General features: G+C 63.3%; 14 protein-coding genes. 5 read left to right on the top strand and 9 right to left on the bottom strand.

The features are described 5' to 3' along the window. Positions 1 to 81: 81 nt before the first annotated feature. On the bottom strand, positions 82 to 1,239 hold the full coding sequence (locus tag ACWTU9_RS22695) for a calcium:proton antiporter (RefSeq protein ID WP_455860232.1): 1,158 nt from the start codon (positions 1,237 to 1,239) through the stop codon (positions 82 to 84). 149 nt (positions 1,240 to 1,388) lie between these two features. Further along, positions 1,389 to 1,610: a cysteine rich repeat-containing protein gene (locus ACWTU9_RS22700; protein WP_454577473.1), complete on the bottom strand. Its 222-nt coding sequence runs from the start codon at positions 1,608 to 1,610 to the stop codon at positions 1,389 to 1,391. An 80-nt stretch (positions 1,611 to 1,690) separates the two neighbouring features. On the opposite strand from ACWTU9_RS22700, the gene ACWTU9_RS22705 reads away from it, so the two are divergent. After that, positions 1,691 to 2,860 carry an efflux RND transporter periplasmic adaptor subunit gene (locus ACWTU9_RS22705; protein WP_455860233.1) on the top strand — a complete coding sequence of 390 codons (1,170 nt, stop codon included), beginning with the start codon at positions 1,691 to 1,693 and terminating at the stop codon, positions 2,858 to 2,860. Beyond that, complete coding sequence (locus ACWTU9_RS22710; RefSeq protein ID WP_455860234.1) at positions 2,857 to 5,997, top strand: efflux RND transporter permease subunit; 3,141 nt, start codon at positions 2,857 to 2,859, stop codon at positions 5,995 to 5,997. Before ACWTU9_RS22705 ends, ACWTU9_RS22710 begins: the two co-directional genes overlap by 4 nt. A 32-nt stretch (positions 5,998 to 6,029) precedes the next feature. Here ACWTU9_RS22710 and ACWTU9_RS22715 read toward each other — a convergent pair whose 3' ends face one another. The 4 genes from ACWTU9_RS22715 to hisS form a co-directional block, all read right to left on the bottom strand. Next, positions 6,030 to 7,796: an AMP-binding protein gene (locus ACWTU9_RS22715; protein WP_455860235.1), complete on the bottom strand. Its 1,767-nt coding sequence runs from the start codon at positions 7,794 to 7,796 to the stop codon at positions 6,030 to 6,032. A gap of 127 nt (positions 7,797 to 7,923) precedes the next feature. Further along, positions 7,924 to 8,622: an ATP phosphoribosyltransferase gene (gene hisG, locus ACWTU9_RS22720; RefSeq protein WP_455860236.1), complete on the bottom strand. Its 699-nt coding sequence runs from the start codon at positions 8,620 to 8,622 to the stop codon at positions 7,924 to 7,926. Further along, a complete protein-coding gene (locus ACWTU9_RS22725) occupies positions 8,619 to 9,737 on the bottom strand; it encodes an ATP phosphoribosyltransferase regulatory subunit (RefSeq protein WP_455860237.1) in 1,119 nt (372 codons plus the stop codon). The genes hisG and ACWTU9_RS22725 overlap by 4 nt, the downstream gene beginning before the upstream one ends. Positions 9,738 to 9,915: 178 nt before the next feature. Continuing rightward, positions 9,916 to 11,424: a histidine--tRNA ligase gene (gene hisS, locus ACWTU9_RS22730; protein ID WP_455860238.1), complete on the bottom strand. Its 1,509-nt coding sequence runs from the start codon at positions 11,422 to 11,424 to the stop codon at positions 9,916 to 9,918. Positions 11,425 to 11,776: 352 nt separating this feature from the next. Here hisS and ACWTU9_RS22735 point away from each other — a divergent pair, with 352 nt between their 5' ends. Further along, positions 11,777 to 12,025, top strand: coding sequence for a hypothetical protein (locus ACWTU9_RS22735; RefSeq protein ID WP_455860239.1), 249 nt, complete (start codon positions 11,777 to 11,779; stop codon positions 12,023 to 12,025). 149 nt (positions 12,026 to 12,174) lie between these two features. Here ACWTU9_RS22735 and ACWTU9_RS22740 read toward each other — a convergent pair whose 3' ends face one another. After that, positions 12,175 to 12,813: a DNA-3-methyladenine glycosylase I gene (locus tag ACWTU9_RS22740; protein ID WP_454589851.1), complete on the bottom strand. Its 639-nt coding sequence runs from the start codon at positions 12,811 to 12,813 to the stop codon at positions 12,175 to 12,177. 210 nt (positions 12,814 to 13,023) lie between these two features. Between ACWTU9_RS22740 and ACWTU9_RS22745 the strand changes: the two genes are divergently transcribed. Both ACWTU9_RS22745 and ACWTU9_RS22750 read left to right on the top strand, forming a co-directional pair. After that, positions 13,024 to 13,767 carry a L,D-transpeptidase gene (locus ACWTU9_RS22745; protein WP_455860240.1) on the top strand — a complete coding sequence of 248 codons (744 nt, stop codon included), beginning with the start codon at positions 13,024 to 13,026 and terminating at the stop codon, positions 13,765 to 13,767. A gap of 367 nt (positions 13,768 to 14,134) precedes the next feature. Then, entirely contained in the window at positions 14,135 to 15,055 is a 921-nt protein-coding gene (locus tag ACWTU9_RS22750) for a bifunctional 5,10-methylenetetrahydrofolate dehydrogenase/5,10-methenyltetrahydrofolate cyclohydrolase (protein ID WP_454577463.1), read from the top strand. Positions 15,056 to 15,058: 3 nt separating this feature from the next. Here the strand turns inward: ACWTU9_RS22750 and glcF are convergent, their stop codons facing one another. Next, positions 15,059 to 16,384: a glycolate oxidase subunit GlcF gene (glcF, locus tag ACWTU9_RS22755; RefSeq protein WP_455860241.1), complete on the bottom strand. Its 1,326-nt coding sequence runs from the start codon at positions 16,382 to 16,384 to the stop codon at positions 15,059 to 15,061. A gap of 3 nt (positions 16,385 to 16,387) precedes the next feature. Continuing rightward, on the bottom strand, positions 16,388 to 17,599 hold the full coding sequence (locus tag ACWTU9_RS22760; RefSeq protein ID WP_455860242.1) for an FAD-binding protein: 1,212 nt from the start codon (positions 17,597 to 17,599) through the stop codon (positions 16,388 to 16,390). Positions 17,600 to 17,736: the final 137 nt, after the last annotated feature.

The following is a 17,736-nucleotide window of genomic DNA, read 5'->3' on the forward strand; positions in this document are numbered from 1 at the left end:
ATTCCGTTCCAGTGAGGCGCGGCCAGATCCGCGATGCAGCACCCGGCACAGCCGGACCCTGCATCAGTGGCCGGCAACAGTTTACGGCACAAAGATCAGAAACACATACGTAAAAAACACCACGATATGGACCATGCCGGTCAGGAACGTGGTTCTTTCGGTACTGAAGCTTACGGCGCATGTGAAAAGCGCCAGGACCAAGAGGACCGTGTCAGCCGCCGGCAGCCCCAGGGTCAACCCCCTCCCCGTCAGCAGGCTGGCGGCTGCTACTCCCGGTATTGTCAGGCCGATCGTGGCGCAGGCCGAACCCATCGCGACATTCAAGCCGCGCTGCAACTCATTGTTGAGCGAAGCGCGAATTGCCGAAATGGCCTCTGGCATCAACACCAGCCCTGCTATCATTGCTCCGACAATGCTGTCGGCCTGGGTCACCTGGTAGGCAACGAGCATATCTTCAACGCTTGCGGCGACCTGCTCGGCAAGCATGACAATTCCGATCAGCCCGGCCATCAACAGCACAGCGCTGACAAAGATGTTCTCGTCAGAGGCCATCCGCACCGAAACGTGGTGCTCTTGTCCCTCGACAAAGTCTTCCCGGTGCCGGACCGCCTGCGCGAACACGAAGCTTGCATAGAGCAGTACTGAAAGGGAACTGACGAAACCAAGTTGAGCTGCCGAAAACGTGCCGGGACCCGTGGTCTGGGTGTAGGTCGGCAGAACAAGCGTCATGACGGTCAGCGCGATCAGAACCGCCAGATAGGCACTGGTTCCTTGCCGGACGATTGCCTGCTTGCGGTGGCGCCAGCCGCCAAGCGCGAGACAGATGCCGACGACGCCGGTTGAAGTGATCATCACCGTCGAGAAAACGGACTCGCGCGCCAGCGTAGGATTGTTTTCTCCGTGCAACATCATAGAGACGATGATCGACACTTCGATTGCCGTCACCGCAAAAGTCAGCACCAACGTTCCATAAGGCTCCCCCACGCGCCGGGCGACTGACTCGGCATGCTCGAGCACCACGAAAATGGTGGTGAACAAGATCGCACTCGAAAGCGCGCCAACGAGGATCCTGAGGTTCAGCGATCCTTGGTCGACCGAAAGGCCGCTGGCCCTCACCGCGAGAGCCATGGCCAAGGCACCCAAAGGCATCACCCAAGACATCACCGATCGCCCGAAACCGCCCGATGCGGCCTTGGATGTTGCAACCTTGGGCGTTTGCGTAGGCCTGTCTTCAAGCATCCAGCCAATATTCCACGAGATCAGCGGGCCTTGCCGGCCAGCGTTCGCTGATCCCGCTCAGTCGTCGGATAGGACGAGCCCTAGAGCACTCTATCCCAATTCCGGAGGCAAAATCACCGCGCACTTTTGCTGGAATTGCCTTGGTGGCCCTATTGGGGCGTATTCTCCTTGACGACCTTCTGGCATTGCGGCGTCAGGTCACTTAGATGATCGTTCAGGCACTTGATGATGCGGCCTCCGCCCTGCTCCACCCCCTTGCAGAATTTCTCGTAGTCAGACTGGCAGGCTTCGCGCTCGGCCGCAGTCTGCGCAAATGCGACATTGGCCGTCACCTGAGTTGCCAGAAAAAGCACGCTTAACGCAATCCGCATGACAAACTCTCCAAAAAAAGCTAGGTTCACGCAATTTCACAGCAATACGATATATATACCGAAGTATTCAGAGGGGCAAAATGGTTTTCTCATGGAGGAGAGCCGCGCCGACGGCTGGTTCATTCGCGTTTGCAGCAATTTTATTGTGCGCCTGCAGCAATGAAAACAGTTACGCGCCGCCCCCGCCACCCAAGATAGATGTAGCGCTTCCGGTCAAGCAGACTGTAACCCCCTATCTTGAGGCCACAGGCAGCGCCGCGGCGGTGAACACGACGCCGCTGGTTGCGCGTGTCTCCGGCTTCATCCAGGAAATCGACTATCAGGACGGAGATGAGGTCAAGGCTGGCACCAGGCTGTTCCTGATCGAACAGGATACCTACCAATTGGCACTCGAACAGGCCCAGGCCGGGCAGGGTTCGGCCGACGCCTCCGCCAAGCAGTCCGGAGCCGACCTCAAGCGGCAGCAGGAGCTGCTATCACAGAAGATCATCTCGCAATCAACCCTCGATCAGTCCGCCGCGGCGGCGGATGTCGACGCCGCCAAACAGAAGCAGAGCGCCGTCGACGTCGAGCAGGCCCAGCTCAATTTGAGCTACACCGAGGTCAAGGCGCCGTTTGCCGGCATCGTTGGCGCCCGCCAGGTGTCGATCGGGCAACTGGTTGGCGCCGGCAGCGCGACTACGCTGGCGACCATCGTTCAGCTCGCGCCCATCTATGTCAACTTCAACATCTCGGAGCAGGACGTGCTGCGCATTCGCGCCGCCATGGCCAAACGGGGCATAACCGGTCAGGACCTCAAGAAGATACCGGCCGAAGTCGGCCTGCAGAACGAGACAGGCTATCCGCACAAGGGAATGCTGGACTACGCCTCTCCTGAGGTTACCGCTACCACCGGCACGCTCGCGGTGCGCGCCGTGCTGCCCAACGACGATCGGGCATTGCTTCCGGGTTACTTCGTGCGCGTGCGCGTGCCGCTGGGAGAAGAACCGGATACGCTGCTGGTTCCCGACCGAGCGATCGGAAGCGACCAGAGGGGTCGCTACCTGCTCGTTGCAGGAAAAGACGACGTCATCGAGGAGCGTCCGGTCGAGATCGGCCAGCTTGTCGGTGCCTTGCGCGTGATTAGCAAGGGGATCACTGCGGAAGACCGCGTCCTAGTCTCCGGCTTGCTGACGGCCGTGCCCGGCCAGAAGATCGAACCGCAGGTGAAAACGCTGGAAGCGGCTGCGGCCGACGGCACTGCCCAATGATCTCCAAATTCTTCATCGAGCGGCCGGTCCTGGCCAATGCAATCGCTGTCCTCATGGTCGTCATTGGCCTGGTCTCGCTCTTCGGCCTGCCGGTGGCGCAATATCCCGACGTGGTGCCGCCGACCGTTTCGGTGACCACCCGCTATCCTGGCGCCAGCGCGCGCTCGATGATCGACACGGTGGCGCTGCCGATCGAGCAGCAGGTCAACGGCGTCGAGGGCATGCTCTACATGCAGTCCTTCTCCGCGTCGGATGGCAGCTACAATCTGACCGTCACTTTCCAGATCGGCACGGACCTCGACCAGGCGCAGGTGCGTGTCCAGAACCGGGTGTCCACAGCGCTCGCATCGCTGCCGCAGGCAGTGCAGGTGCAGGGCGTCAACGTCCAGAAGAAATCGACGTCCATCCTCGAGATCGTCACGCTGACGTCGCCGGACAAACAATACGACAGCCTTTATCTCGCCAACTACGCAACCATCCGGCTGAAGGACGAGCTCTCCCGGATACCAGGTGTCGGCAACGTGAACGTGTTCGGCGCCGGGCAGTATTCGATGCGCGTCTGGCTCGACCCGCAGAAGATGCAGGTGCGCGGCCTTACCACCCAGGACGTCGTCCAGGCCCTGCAGCAGCAAAGCGAGCAGGTCACCGCGGGTCAGGTCGGCGCGCCGCCGGCGCCCGACGGACAGTCCTTCCAATATACGATCGAAGTTTCCAGCCGCCTTGACGACCCCGATCAGTTCGGCGCGGTGGTCGTCAAGACCGGCGCCAGCGGCGACCTGACCCGCGTGCGCGACGTCGGCCGGGTCGAGCTCGGCGCCCAGACCTATGGGCAATTCTTCAATCTCGACGGCCAGCAGGCGGCTGGCCTGGCCATCTTCCTGTCGCCGGGCGCCAACGCGCTCGACGTGGCCGGCAAAGTTGAGGCCAGGATGAAGGAACTGTCTGGCGAGTTCCCGCAAGGCCTTGCTTACTCGATCCCGTTCAACACCACGATCTTCGTCAGCCAAGCGATCGACGAAGTCTATAAGACGCTGCTCGAGGCCGCGGTGCTGGTGCTGATCGTCATCCTGCTTTTCCTGCAGGACTGGCGGGCGATGCTGGTGCCGGCAACGACCGTGCCGGTGACCATCATCGGGGCCTTCGCGGCGATGCTCGCGCTTGGCTTTACCGTCAACCTGTCGACCCTGTTCGCCATCGTGCTTGCCATCGGCATCGTCGTCGATGACGCCATCGTTGTGGTCGAGGGGGCCGCGCACAACATGGAGCGCGGCATGTCCGGCCACGATGCGGCGGTCGCGGCCATGAATGCGCTGTTCGGGCCGATCATCGGCATCACGCTGGTGCTGATGGCGGTGTTCCTCCCGGCTGCGTTCCTGCCCGGCCTTACCGGGCAGATGTATGCGCAATTCGCCCTGGTGATTGCGGCAACGGCCTTGATCAGCGCCGTTAACGCGGCAACGCTAAAGCCCACGCAGTGCGCGACCTGGCTGAGGCAGCCGGTGCCGCTGGACAAGCGAAACGCCTTCTTCCGCGGCTTCAATGCTGTCTATCAGCGCGCCGAAAACGGCTACGCCCGCCTGATCGGATCCATGGTGCGCCACAGCACGGCGATGGGCATAATCGCGTTGCTTATCATTGGCGCGGCTGGCTACGGCATGTCGCGCGTGGCCACCGGTTTCATTCCGATCGAGGACCAAGGCTATCTGCTCGCTTCGGTGCAACTGCCTGACGGCGCGTCCCTTGGCCGTACGCAGGAGACGCTGCAGCAGATTTCGAAGATCGCCAAGGCAACGCCGGGCGTGGACCAGGTGGTGACGATCGCCGGCTTGTCGGCCCTCGACAACAACTCGACTTTAGCAAATGCCGGCGTTGCCTACATCATCCTCAAGGACTGGAGCGTGCGGGGCAAAGGCGAGGATCTCGCCTCGCTTTATGCGACGCTGAACAAGAACCTGTCAGACATGGCGGACGGCACTGTCCTGGTGCTGCCACCGCCGCCGATCCAGGGCATCGGCAACGCCGCCGGCTTCACCATGCAGGTCGAGTTGCGTGACGGCAGTTTCGACCTTGCGAAATTGCAGGGCGCGACCAGCGCGCTGATCAGGGCAGCAGCTACGCAGTCCGGCATCCAGCGCGTATCGGCAACGTTCCGATCCAACGTCCCGCAATACCAGGTCGAGATCGACCGCGAAAAGGTACAGAAGCTCGGGCTGACCACCGACCAGGTGTTTCAGACCCTCGCCGGCTATCTAGGCTCCACCTATGTCAGCCAGTTCAACAAGTTCGGGCGGGTCTTCCAGATCTATGTGCAGGGCGATTCTCAGTTCCGACTGTCGCCCGAGGACATCAGCCGCTTGACGGTGCGCAACCAGAACGGCGATATGATCCCGCTTGGCACGGTCCTGACGGTCACGCCAAGCGTCGGCCCCTCGCTGATTAGCCTCTATAACCTCTACCCCTCCGCATCGGTCCTTGGCGTTCAGGCGCAGAGTTTCTCATCAGGTGATGCGATCAAGCTGATGGAAGCGGCCGCGGCCGACACGCTGCCGCCCGGGACCGACTACGAGTGGACTGCGCTTTCCTTCCAGGAAAAGCTCGTCGGCAGCCAGATCTACCTGGTGTTCGGCATGGCACTGCTGTTGGTCTATCTGGTGCTGGCGGGCCAGTATGAGAGCTGGCTGGCGCCGATCTCGATATTGCTCGCCGCGCCGCTTTCGCTGGTCGGCCCGGTGCTGGTCCTCACCGGGCTCGGTATCGATAACAACCTCTATGTCCAGATCGGCCTGATCCTGCTGATTGCGCTGTCGGCCAAGAACGCCATTTTGATCGTCGAGGTCGCGCGCGAATTGCGCGCCGCCGGCAAACCGATCATCGAGGCGGCGATAGAGGCCGCGCGCGCCCGCTTCCGCCCCATCTTGATGACGTCCTTCGCCTTCATCCTCGGCGTCGCGCCGCTGGTGCTGGCGACGGGCGCCGGAGCCAGTGCGCGCAAATCGATCGGCATCACGGTCTTCTCCGGCATGATCGCCTCCACCTGCCTTGCTGTTCTCTTCGTGCCTGCCTTCTTCGTGATCTTGCAGCGGTTTGAGGAATGGCGCGCCGAGCGCAAAGGGAAGCAGGTTACGCTTCCCGGCTAGGCATTGTGGGCTTGTCGGCCCGCGCCCTGCCCTCACGCGGTCTTTTGCACCACCAGCCCCAATTCCTCCACCATCGCCTCGCGCATCAGAAACTTCTGCGGTTTTCCAGTCACCGTCATCGGCAGTTCGGTGCGGAAGCGCATGTAGCGGGGGATCTTGTAATGGGCGATCTGGCCGGCGCAGAAGTTCTTGATCTCCTGCTCGGTGGCGATCTGGTTGGGTTTGAGCACGATCCAGGCGCACAGTTCCTCGCCGTACTTGGCGTCGGGAATGCCGAACACCTGCACCTCCTTGACCTTGGGGTGGCGGTAGAGGAATTCCTCGACCTCCCTGGGATAGACGTTCTCGCCGCCGCGGATGACCATGTCCTTGACCCGGCCGACAATGTTGCAATAGCCCTCGGCATCGATCGTCGCGAGATCGCCCGTGTGCATCCAGCCGTCACTGTCGATCGCCTCGGCGGTCTTTTCCGCATCGTCCCAATAGCCCTTCATCACGGAATAGCCTCGCGTGCACAGCTCGCCCGGCTCACCGACCGCGACGGTGGCGCCCTCGGCGTCGATGGCCTTGACCTCGACATGCGGGTGGATGCGGCCGACAGTGGAGACGCGCTTTTCCAGCGGATCGTCGACGCTGCTCTGGAACGACACCGGGCTGGTCTCGGTCATGCCGTAGGCGATGGTGACCTCTTCCATATGCATCAGCGAGACCACCTTCTTCATCACCTCGATCGGGCAAGGTGAACCCGCCATGATGCCGGTGCGCAGGCTGGAGAGGTCGAAGGTGGAAAAGTCCGCATGGTCGAGCATGGCGACGAACATGGTCGGCACGCCATAGAGGCCGGTACAGCCTTCCTGTGCCACGGCTTTCAGTGTCGCGCCGGCGTCAAACCCCTCGCCGGGGAAAACCATCGTGGTGCCCTTGGTGACGCAGCCCATCGTGCCCATCGACATGCCGAAGCAGTGATAGAGCGGGACCGGGATGCACAGCCGGTCGTCGACCGTGAGCTTGATCGCCGCGGTGACGAAATTGCCATTGTTGACGATGTTGGTGTGGGTCAGCGTCGCGCCCTTGGGCGCGCCTGTCGTGCCTGACGTGAACTGGATGTTGATGGCCTCGCCCGGCTTCAGCCCCTCGGAGATGCGGTCGAGGCTGTCATGCTCGTCGCGCCCGGCCATCGACAGCACATCGGCAAAATTGAACATGCCGGGCGAGTTGTCGTCGCCCATGCGGATGACGGTCTTCAGCGTCGGCAATTTCTGCGCCTTGAGCTTGCCGGGTACGGCTTCGGCGAGTTCCGGCGCCAACGTCTCGATCATGCCGAGATAGTCCGATGTCTTGAAACTGGCGGCCGTCACCAGCGCCTTGCAGCCGACCTTGTTGAGGGCATATTCCAGCTCGGTCAGCCGGTAGGCCGGGTTGATGTTGACCAGGATCAGGCCGATGCGGGCGGTGGCGAACTGCGTCACCAGCCATTCCCAGCGATTGGGCGACCAGATGCCGACGCGGTCGCCCTTTTCGAGGCCAAGCGCCAGGAAGCCGGCGGCGAGCGTGTCGACTGTGTCAGACAGTTCGCTCCAGGTGAAGCGCTTGTCCTGACCGACGAAGACGGCAGCATCCTGCGTGGCGTATTTGCTGACCGTATCGGAGAAAAGCTCAGGGATGGTCTTGTCGAGCAGTGGCGGGGTGCGCTCGCCGGAGACATGCGCCCGGCCGTCGATCGGGGCAATGAAAGTGCCACGCGCCCCACGCCCGCGCAGATTGGTGGCGTTGTTGAGCTCGTCGAGATTGATCGCCATCGCCGTCTCCTCCCGGGATGAGCTGAACCTATCAGCCTGATGAGGCGGTGGAAATCCCGTCGATGGTGGTGGGCTGTGGCGGTGGTCTGATGGCAGGCTTCATCCGTTAGCGCTGCCGACTTTACCGCTATATGGTCACCGCCGCCATCTTCGCCGCAATATCCCGCAACAGCGCCTCATCCGCAACCGCTCGATCTTTCCTGGATGCCACCAGACAAGCCTGCGACTTCAGCACGGCCCCATCCGCCAGCACCTTGAGATGGTTGGCGCGCAGGGTCGAGCCGGTGGTGGTGATGTCGACGATGACGTCGGCAAGGCCCGCCGCCGGCGCACCTTCGGTAGCGCCGAGGCTCTCGACGATGCGGTAGACCTGGATGCCGTGCTTTTGCGAGAAGAATTGTTGTGTAAGCCGCCAGTATTTGGTGGCGATGCGCAGCCGCCTGCCGTGGCGCTGGCGGAAATCGGCGGCGACATCGTCGAGATCGGCCATGGTGTCGACGTCGAGCCAGATGCCGGGCACGGCCACGACCACATCGGCATGGCCGAAACCGAGTCGCGCGACGATCTCGGCGCGCGACTCCCAGTCGGCGAGGTTTTCGCACAGCAGGTCCTCGCCGGTGATGCCGAGGTCGACGTTCCCTTGCCCGATCTCGCCGGCGATTTCGGACGCCGACAGGAACGCCACCTCAATGCCTTCCGCGCCGTCGATGCGGGCGCGGTACTGGCGCTCGTCGCCGGGCAGGCTGACGGCAAGCCCGGCTCTGGCCAGCACCTCCAGCGCCTGCTCCTTGAGCCGGCCTTTCGACGGGATCGCCAGGGTGATCATTTGGGCTCTCCCCGCAGCGCTTCGATGCGGTCGAGCCAGACGGAGAAGCCGACGCCGGGGATCGGCGTCTTGGCGCCGAGCAGCGTCAGCAGCCGGTCATACCGGCCGCCGCCGGCCAGCGGCCGCTCGCCACCCTCAGCCGCGATCTCGAAGACGATGCCGGTGTAGTAATCGAGCGGACGGCCGAAGGCTGCATCGTAGCGAATTGCGTTTGCCGGCAGGCCGTGCCCCTCGATGGCTTTGGCGCGGGCAGCAAATTTTTCCAGCGCCGCACCCAGCGACAGGCCGGCGGAGGCGGCGAAGCTTTCGAGCGCAGCACTCGCACCGTCGAGCGGTACGTCTATGGCCAGAAAACCTTCGAGCGCAGCGAAAGCCTCGTTCGACAGCCGCACACTGCGCAGTTCGGCTTTCTCGATCAGCCGACGGGCAATATCAGCGGGTGCGCGCCCGCCCGATGCCGACAGGCCGGCCTCTTCCATGCCACCGGCGATGTGGGCGGAGAGCGCTTCCAGATCGCCGTCGAGAACAAGTGCTGAAACCTCGGCCTCAAGCTGACCGTTGCGCGGCGGGTTGGCGAGGTCGGCCAGCGCCGCCTGCAGCATCGGCGCCGAGCCGAAGGCGCGGGCAAGGCGCATACGCCAGCCGCGCGGCAGGCCGAGTGCTGCCAGCACCGCCTCGAAGATGGTCTGGTCACCGAGCGTGATCGCGAGGGCCTGGCCCGGCAGCACCAGCTCAAGCAGCGCATGCGCATCGGCCAGCGAACGGGCATCGGCTTCGGCCGTATCGCGGTCGCCCAGATCCTCGATGCCAGCCTGGAAAAACTCATTGCCGCCCTCGCGACGTTGGCGAAACACTTCGCCGAGATAGGAATAGCGGCGCGGCGTGCCGGCCTGCGAGGCGATGTGGTCGAGGCAAACGGGAATGGTGAATTCCGGCCGCAGGCACAGCGTCTTGCCGGTCTCGCTTTCGGTGAGAAAAATACGGCGGCGCAGATCTTCGCCGGCCATGTCGAGAAACGGATCGGCCGGCTGCAGCACGGCAACCTCCACTGCATACGTGTTGCGGGTGGCGAAGAGGTTGGTGATTTCGGATGCGATGGCGGGATACCGATTCATCGGCTGGTTGGGCGCGAGGCACCCCCCTCTGTCCTGCCGGACATCTCCCCCGCAAGGGGGGAGATCGGCAGCTTGCGGCTCGGTGCCTTTTCTTCAACGCAGAAAATTGGCGAAAGCCTATGCGACATCCAATCTCCCCCCTTGCGGGGGAGATGGCCGGCAGGCCAGAGGGGGGTGTTCAAGCGCCACCTTTCGCGCGATCGGCCGCTTGCGCCGCCAATATCTTCTTCACCTCGGCGACCAGTTCGCTTTCCGCCACGGTCACCTGCGCCGGCCTTGCGGCCCGCCATTCGGCATTGTCGGTGATCTCCGCCGACATGCGCGCGCCTTCGATCAGGTCCTTGATCTGCAGCTCGCCCTTGGCGCGCTCGTCGCCGCCCTGGATGACGGCGACCGGGCTGCCGCGGCGGTCGGCATATTTCAACTGCGCTTTCATGCCGGCGCCGCCGAGATACATTTCAGAGCGGATGCCGGCGGCGCGCAGCTCTGCGACCATCTTCTGGTAGCGGCCGAGGCTTTCGGTATCCCTGTCCATGACCAGCACGACGACCGGCGCGATCACGTCCGCGGTGTCCAGCTTGCCGAGGTTCTTCAGCGCCGTCATCAACCGCGAGACGCCGATGGAAAAACCGGTCGCCGGCACCGGCTCGCCACGGAAGCGCGAGACCAGACCATCGTAACGGCCGCCGCCGCCGACCGAACCGAAGCGAACGATCTGGCCGTCCTCGTTGGGGATCTCGGTCAGAAGCTCGGCCTCGAAGACCGGGCCGGTGTAATATTCGAGGCCGCGAACGACGGAGGGAGCAATGAAAACACGGTCTCCGTACCCTGCCGCGTTGATCATCGATCCAATTTGATCGAGCTCAACAAAACCCTGTTCGGCGATTTCAGAATCGCCGACCAGTTTTTCGATGGCATCGAGAGTTGCCGAAGCGCCATCGCCTTGGGCAGCCATCAATTGTAAGATTGAACTTGCTTGACTTTCGCTCAGGCCAGCCCCCTTGGTGAAATCGCCACTTTCATCCAACCGTCCAGCTTGCAGTAGCTGGCTGACACCGGCCAAGCCTATTTTGTCCAGCTTGTCGATCGCGCGCAGTACCGTCAGCCGCCGTCCGGCATTCTGGTCGCCCCCAAGTCCTATCGACTCAAGCACTCCATCGAGCACCTTCCGATTGTTGACGCGAATGGCATAGTCGCCGCGCTTGATCCCCAGCGCCTCCATCACGTCGGCCATCATCATCGCCATCTCGGCATCCGCCGCCACACTTGGCGTGCCGATCGTGTCGGCGTCGAACTGCATGAACTGGCGGAAACGGCCGGGGCCGGGCTTTTCATTGCGAAACACCCAGCCGGAGCGATAGCTGCGATAGGGCTTGGGCAGCCGCTCAAAATTTTCGGCAACGAAACGCGCCGTCGGCGCGGTCAGGTCGTAGCGCAGCGACAGCCACTGCTCGTCATCGTCCTGGAACGAGAACACGCCTTCGTTCGGCCGATCCTGGTCGGGCAGGAATTTGCCGAGCGCATCTGTGTATTCGATCAGTGGCTGGTCGGCCGGCTCGAAGCCGTAGAGTTCGTACACCGAGCGGATGGTCACCATCATCTTCTCGACGGCGCGGATGTCTTCCGCACTGCGGTCGGCAAAGCCGCGCGGCAGCCGCGCTTTCGTCTTTTCCGATTTGTCGGCCATGGGATGGGTCTTCCGATCAGCAATAATTGGTTCAAGCGCGCGTTTCCTAGACGATGCGGCCTAGAGCGGCAAGGGTTAGCGCCCTTCCCTTCTCCCCTTGTGGAAGAAGGTGGATCGGCGCGCAGCGTCGAGACGGTTGAGGGGTGCGCGAAGGATCGCCGACCCTTTGCCAAGCTGGAACACCCTTCATCCATCTTGTCGCTTCGCGGCAATCCTCCTTCTTCCACAAGGGGGGAAGGAGGAAGCTCTACCGAAACAAAACCCACCCAAAAGGAAACAATTCCGCCACCGGTGCGGCATCGTGCCGACACAATCAGAGCCGATAAGCGCGCCGAAACAAAGGGTTGGGGCCATGACCGCGGCACGGAAGTTTGACATTAGAGACGACGGTTCGCACGAACTGCCCGTCCGGTTGCGACCAGCTGAGCCCCGTGCGCCGGTGACGGCGAGCCTCGGTCCGTTCGAGGTCACTGCCGACGAGCACAAGGGCTCGACCATGCGCGAGGCGCTGATGACCGGATTGCTGGTGATCTATCCCGCTTTTGCGGCGCTGGCTGCGATTGTCGCGGGGCTTTTTCTGACGGGCGCCAGCGGGACTTGATTGTGAGGAATGGCACGAACTTTTGAATATTCGCGCCGCCCCTCATCCGCCCTTCGGGCGTTCGTCTTTCGAAAAGCCAAGCAATTGGCTTTTCGCCCGCTAAGCGGACCACTCCTCACCTCCCCGTGAACGGGAGAAGGAAGAGAGGCTCACTTCGGCCGCTTGAACGCCTTCCTGTCTTTCTCCACCTGCGCCCGGCACACACAGCCCTCAAGATGGTCATTGACCAGCCCCATGGCCTGCATGAAGGCATAGACGGTGGTCGGGCCGACAAAACTCCAGCCGCGCTTTTTCAGTTCCTTCGAAATCCTGATCGAGACCGCCGTCGTCGGGTTGGCGCGCAGGTGGGCGAGGTCGACGATTTCGGGTCGCTCCTCCTTGCCGGGCTCGAACTTCCAGAACCAGGCCGCGAGCGAGCCGAATTCATCGACCATTTCACGGGCACGCCTGGCATTGTTGATGGTCGAGACGATCTTGCCGCGGTGGCGGATGATGCCGGCATTGCCGACCAGGCGCTCGACATCCTCGTCGGTGAAGGCGGCGATCTTGTCGAAGTCGAAACCGGCGAAGGCTTCGCGAAAATTCTCGCGCTTGCGCAATATGGTCAGCCAGGAAAGGCCGGACTGAAAGCCTTCGAGGCAGATCTTTTCGAACAGCCTGCGGTCGTCGGCGACCGGCCGACCCCATTCGTGGTCGTGATAGTGCAGATAGTCCGGCAGATTGCCGTGCCAGAAGCAGCGCATAACCCCGTCGGGGCCGGCGATCACGCCTGTGTTTTCTTGTGCCATCGGCAATATCCGTTCATTAACGCGCCCGAGCGCTGGTTTACCGCGGCTTTACCAGATTCCTGAACCCGGCGGTAACCACACCAAAAGGTTTACTGACAAAGCGGCATTTTACGCATTCCGATTCATGTTTCGGTTGCGGCTTCGCGCCAAGGATCGCGCAACCGGGGGCAAGCTCCGCCTCCGTCCGTTCGACGATCAAGGTGCGTTCCGATGAAGATCTTTTTGCGTTCCGTGCTCGGTGCCGTGGCCATTCTGGTCACCGGCGTCACCTCCTCCACCGCGGGCGACCGCTATGCCGACAGGCCGCCGGTGATGGTGAGCCCCGACCTTTCGGCACCCTGGGTGCTGCAGCTTGGTCGCGCGCCTGGCATCGTGCGGCAGAGCCGCCAACTGGTCCAGCAGCCGCGCCTGCGCTACGCGCAGCCGGCGCGACCCGACCGCGTGCGCACCGCGTCCGTGCAGGCGCCGGCCAAACGCATGGCCATGCGGCCGCAGATCAATCCGCTCTATCTGCCGCAGGAAGTCGCCTATGACGGCCCGCAGAAGCCGGGCACGATCGTCATCGATACGACGCAGAATTTCCTGTTCCTGGTCGAGAACAACGGCAAGGCGCGGCGTTATGGCGTCGGCACCGGCAAACCGGGCTTCGAATGGTCGGGCACCCACAAGATCACCAACAAGCGCGTCTGGCCGGACTGGCGTCCGCCGGCGGAGATGATAAAGCGCGAGGCCGCCAAGGGCCGTTACCTCCCGACCTATCTGGCCGGCGGCGAAGAGAACCCGCTCGGCGCCCGCGCGCTCTATCTCGGCACGACGGAATACCGCATCCACGGCACCAACCAGCCCTGGACGATCGGCGGCGCGGTTTCCTCCGGCTGCATCCGCATGCGCAACGAAGATGTTGTCGATCTCTACGAGCGCGTCAATGTCGGCACCACGGTCGAGGTAATCTAGTCACATCGAATCAGCCGGTTAGGCTGCGCAGCACTTTTAGTCTCATGCTGTTGCAGTCAAGTCATAGTGCGATCCCGCGGGATGTGCTTTAACCGGTGAAGGGTTTACGGGGGACGGGCCGTGTGGGGATGCGGCCGGTCACGAAAAGGCAGCGCAGGGAAACCGCGCTGCCTTTTTCGTTCTACAGTTTTCGTTTGATGCGCGGCCCGGCAAGTCGCCCCGAAAGCAGGGGGTTTCGCTTTCGGGGCTGATTTCTCGGCGCTCCTCTGCTATTGCAGCGCACAAATCTCGGTAGTTACGCAATTCCGGACCGAAGGCCGCTTCAACGCTTGTCCTCGAATTGCTCCAGAAGGCAAAGGTGCCAGCCATGACCCGGACCGACGACAGCCGCTACCTGAAAGGCGGCCCGGTCGCCCAGCGCATCATTGCTTCGGTGCGCGAAGACGCAGCGATCGCCGCGGCCGAGGGCTTTCCGCCGAAGCTGGTTTCGATCACCGTCGGCGATACCGATGCGGTCGATGTCTATGTGCGCAACCAGCGCGCCAAGGCCGCGCTTGCCGGCATCGGTTTCGAGGAGCGGCGGTTTCCGGCCGACATCACCGCTGGCGAGCTCGAAGCGGCGATCCATGGGCTGAATGCCGATCCGCGCGTCACCGGCATCATCATCCAGCGGCCGGTGCCGGTACACATCCCGATCAAGACCCTGCAGGCGGCCGTACATCCGCTGAAGGACGTCGAGGGCATGCATCCGGCGTCGATCGGCAACATCGTCTACAACCAGCTCGATCTCGCACCCTGCACGGCGGCGGCCTCTGTCGAGCTGCTGAAGGAAACCGGCCTCGACCTCAAGGGGTTGGAAGTCGTCGTCGTCGGCCATTCCGAAATCGTCGGCAAGCCGATCGCCTTCCTGCTGATGAGTGAAGGCGCGACGGTGACGGTGTGCCACCACATGACGCGTTCGGTGGCGGCGCATGCGCGCCGCGCCGATGCGCTGTTCGTCGCCGTCGGCAAGCCACGGCTGATCAAGGCCGATATGGTGAAGCCCGGTGCGGCCGTCATCGACATCGGTATCAACTCCGAGATCGGCCCGGACGGGCAAAGCCGCATCGTCGGCGATGTCGACACCGAGAGTGTGAAGGAAGTCGCGTCCTGGATCACGCCGGTGCCGGGCGGCGTCGGCCCGATCACCGTGGCGATCCTCTTGCGCAACACCATGGTCGCGCTCAGCCGCCAGCGGGCGCGCTACCAGGCGACTTACGGCGTGGCGGACAGGCTGGCCGCGGAGTAGTTTCTACTCCGCGGCGACGAACCTTCCTTCTGCAACACCCTCCGGCCTTGGCCCGCCATAAGCCCAGTCGAGCAGCTTGATCGTGTGCACCACCGGCAGCTTGGCGGCCGACGCGATCTGGGAGATGCAGCCTATGTTGCCGGTGGCGACGATTTCGGCGCCGGTCGCCTCGATGTTTTTCACCTTGCGGTCGCGCAGCTTGGCCGAAATCTCCGGCTGCAGGATGTTGTAGGTGCCGGCCGAGCCGCAGCACAGATGCCCTTCGCGTGGCTCGCGCACGATGAAGCCGGCTTTGGCGAGCAATTCCTTCGGCTGGCGGGTGATCTTCTGGCCGTGCTGCATCGAGCAGGCGGAGTGATAGGCGACGACAGTGCCGGGCTTGCGCACCGGCTCCGGCAGGTCGAGGCTTGAGAGATATTCGGTGATGTCCTTGGCCAGCGCCGAGACACGCGCGGCCTTGTCGGCATAGGCCGGATCGAGGCGCAGCATGAAGCCGTAATCCTTGATGGTGGTGCCGCAGCCGGACGCGGTGATGACGATGGCGTCGAGCCCGCCCCGATCGATGGCGCGTGTCCAGGCATCGACATTCTGCCTCGCCGAAGCAAGGGCTGCTTCCTCACGACCCATGTGATGGACCAGCGCGCCGCAGCAGGCCTCGTCTTGCGGCACCACGACCTCGACGCCAAGCCTGGTCAGCAGCGCGATCGTCGTCTCGTTGATGGCAGGGTCGAGCACCGATTGCGCGCAGCCGGTGAGAATGGCGACGCGGCCTTTCTTCTCCCCCTTGCCGGCATGGATGCCGGGAGAGGCCATCGGCGACACTGCCGGGATCGAGGCCGGCGCCAGCTTGAGCATCGCACCGAGCGGCTTCAGGGCCGGCAGCTTTTCGAACAGACCGATGAACGGCTTGCCCAGCCTCGCCAGTTTCAGCGCGGTGCGAAAGCGCGCGGGATAAGGCAGCACGAAGGCCAGCATGGCCCGTGTCATCCGGTCGAGCACTGGCCGCCGGTAAGTCTCCTCGATATGGGCGCGGGCATGGTCGACCAGATGCATATAGTTGACCCCCGATGGGCAGGTGGTCATGCAGGCCAGGCAAGACAGACAGCGGTCGATATGGGTGACGATCTCCTTGTCGGCGGGACGGCCGTTTTCGAGCATGTCCTTGATCAGATAAATGCGGCCGCGCGGTGAATCCAGCTCGTTGCCTAATGTCACATAGGTCGGGCAGGTGGCGGTGCAAAAGCCGCAATGAACGCATTTGCGCAGGATCTTCTCCGATTCCGCGACATTCGGATCGGCAAGCTGGGCAAGGGAGAAATTGGTTTGCATGATTTAGCTCTGCGCCATGCGGCCGGGGTTGAGGATGGCCTTGGGATCGAACTCGGCTTTGAGCCTGGCCGACAGAGCAGCCAGATGCGGCGCCTGCGGCTCGAACACCGGCACGGCGGCGCGATGCGAAGGGGCGGCGCGCACCAGCGTCGCGTGACCGCCACCATGCTTTCGGATCAGCCCGCGCAGCAGGCCGGCCTCGGGATCGCCCTCCTCCATGCGCAGCCAGACCAGCCCGCCCTGCCAGTCGTAGAAGGCGCTGACGCCAATCTGCATGCGCAGCGTCAGCACCATCTGGTGGGCCTGGGAGGGCGCCATCGAGACGCGCCATACCGGCTTTTCGCTGCCATCAGCGAAGGGCGCGCAATCCCTGACATCGCGCCAGACCGCAAGCGACGCTTCCCCCACAATCTCCTGCAGCGCGCCGGCATTCTTCAGCAGGGTTTTCAGCGCGGCGATGCGATAGGCGACCGACGGACCGAACCCTTCGACACGCAGCAGCGTTGCAGCGTCAGTGCCGAGCGCGCCGCCAGCAACACGCGCGGCGATGCGTTCGGGCAGGTGAGCAGCGCTCGACACTTCGGCGCTGGAGCCGAGGGCCAGCGCCATGGCGCTTGCTGCTGCGTTGTCGAGCAGGCCACGGACGGCGAGCGTGACTTCGGTCTCGGCCGCCGGCAGCACCTTGAAGGTGACGTCGGTGAACACGGCGAGCGTGCCCCAGCTGTTTGCCATCAGCTTCGACAAATCATAGCCGGTGACATTCTTGACGACGCGGCCGCCGGACTTGAACGCTTCGCCGCGACCGGCAACGGCTGAAATGCCGAGGATATGGTCACGCGCGGCGCCCGCCTTCAGCCGGCGCGGGCCGGACAGGTTCGCGGCAAGCACGCCACCGATCGTGCCCTTGCCCGGCTCGCCGCCGAGCAGCGGGCCGTAGTCCATCGGCTCGAAGGCGAGCTGCTGGCCGTTTTCGGCCAGCAGGGTTTCGATCTCGGACAGCGGCGTGCCGGCCTTGGCCGACAGCACCAGTTCGGCCGGCTCATAAAGCGTGACGCCGGTGAGCTTCGACAGGTCGAGCATGTGCTCGCTCTGCTGCGGCCGGCCGATGCCGCGCTTGGAACCGTGGCCGACGGTTTCCAGCGGCAATTCCTCCGCCGCCGCCCATTGGACGGTGGAGAGGACTTCGGCTGACGTGGTGGGGGTGAAGGTGGTCATGGGCTGGCACCCTTCCTCGCCCCCGCAAAGCGGGAGAGAAAGGACAGGCCGAGTTCGGTCACACCCCCCTCTGTCCTGCCGGACATCTCCCCCGCAAGGGGGGAGATCAGATGTCGCGTCCGGTTTCGCAAATCTTC

It is taken from the genome of Mesorhizobium sp. 128a (genome assembly GCF_053848025.1).